This window comes from Pseudoalteromonas sp. Z1A6, assembly GCF_011378745.1.
Taxonomy (GTDB): Bacteria; Pseudomonadota; Gammaproteobacteria; order Enterobacterales; family Alteromonadaceae; genus Pseudoalteromonas; species Pseudoalteromonas arctica.
On sequence record NZ_WTKW01000574.1, the window covers coordinates 1 to 1,466 of the forward strand.

At 35.7% G+C, this 1,466-nt stretch carries 2 protein-coding genes; both read left to right on the forward strand.

The features are described 5' to 3' along the window. Nucleotides 1–273 precede the first annotated feature (273 nt). Entirely contained in the window at nt 274–441 is a 168-nt protein-coding gene (locus GQR46_RS19585) for a hypothetical protein (protein WP_002961566.1), read from the forward strand. A gap of 139 nt (nt 442–580) precedes the next feature. Then, the gene (locus GQR46_RS19590; RefSeq protein WP_165742207.1) at nt 581–1,423 is read left to right on the forward strand and encodes a transporter substrate-binding domain-containing protein; all 843 of its coding nucleotides are present in this window, start codon (nt 581–583) and stop codon (nt 1,421–1,423) included. Nucleotides 1,424–1,466: the final 43 nt, after the last annotated feature.

A 1,466-nucleotide genomic window follows, 5' to 3' on the forward strand; every position in this document is an offset into this window, starting at 1 on the left:
AGTTACCTTCCTTCTCTGGTTTAAAGAAACCGCCGCGGTTAACCATTTACCCTGATCCAGTAAGCCCCGCAAAACGTATATTTGAAAGCTAAGTTATTGTACGGCGAGAACCCCTTGAATAATACCGAGATGATTTTTTACTATCATCGCAAAAGTGTCATAAAGATCGTCAACACTGTAATGAAGCTAAACACAACATCGTTAATTTATTAACTGCAATTTGCTATAAAAATATAGCGCAGAATAAATAACAAGAATAAAGTGAGTTTTATTATGTCTTATAAATATAATGGGTCTATGATCCAAATCGCACATCCAGTGCAATCAATTTCAGTAAACAAACATCGTGTAATCTTTAGTGATACACAAGGTTTAAAAAATGCATTGTTTCAAAAAGCGAGTGATGCACGCCAGTTTGTTAAGTGGCTAAAAGCTAACTAAGCAACACATAACTTTAATTGCCCTTTTATTATTGCAATTATTGATAAGATATTATGCCAGCCTCGTTGCTGGCATTTTACTTTTTAGCTCTTTATTGGTTACAATAGTTTTACAATAATAATTACTGGCAGCTGTTGTAATGCTCCGTATATTTTTAACTTTCTTACTTTTTTTCTGTCTGACCTCAATAGGCAATGCTAGAACCATAAACTGGCTAGCGCACGACTTTGCACCCTATTATATTTTAAATGGTCAATATCAACACCAAGGCCGTGACGAAAGCATAATTTATTTACTTGAAAAACAACTTCCTAATATTACCTTTAACCGCATGCTTATCCCCTCAGGTAAGGTAATCCAAGAGCTGTCTAATACTTCAAATAATGTTTGTGCGTTATCGCTTTATAAAAATGATTACAGAAAAGAGCATATTTATTTTACAAACGAAAGCTCAACAACGGGCCTCTCGCCTTCAATAGCAATGCACAAAAGGCTCGCCAAAGCGCTAAATATAGCGGAATCAAAAGAAGTATCACTATTAGATTTAATACAAGATAAAAAACTAACTCTTGGGATCTCTATGAGCCGCTCTTATGGCCAAGAGATAGATACATTGATAAACAGTACGCCTAATATAGATTTAGTAATTAGACCCACTCGCGATAGCCTAGCGAGCCTCACATATATGCTTAACCTAAAACGAATTGATATTTTGCTGGGTTACCCAAGCGAGCATTACTATTTAGCTAAATCAATGCACTTTGAAGAGAACTTAACGCAGCGTCCATTAACCGAATCACCTGCGTTAAGTTATGGTTTTATTGGCTGTACTAAAAACGAGCAAGGCGCAGAAAACATTGCTACTCTTAATAAGCAGCTTAAAGTTATTAAAAAAACGCAGGCTTATAATGATTTACTCATGCGCTGGTTGCCCGAGCATTTAAGGCCGCTATTACAGTCACGTATTAATAGCGCAAAATAAGCAAATTCGAAGTCGCTTAATTTGAGTTTCTGTTAAGCAAAAA

Excerpts from the sequence above, each read along its gene's own strand:
- GQR46_RS19590 (WP_165742207.1), top strand. The coding sequence starts at position 581 with ATGCTCCGTATATTTTTAACTTTCTTACTTTTTTTCTGTCTGACCTCA.
- GQR46_RS19585 (WP_002961566.1), top strand. The coding sequence starts at position 274 with ATGTCTTATAAATATAATGGGTCTATGATCCAAATCGCACATCCAGTG.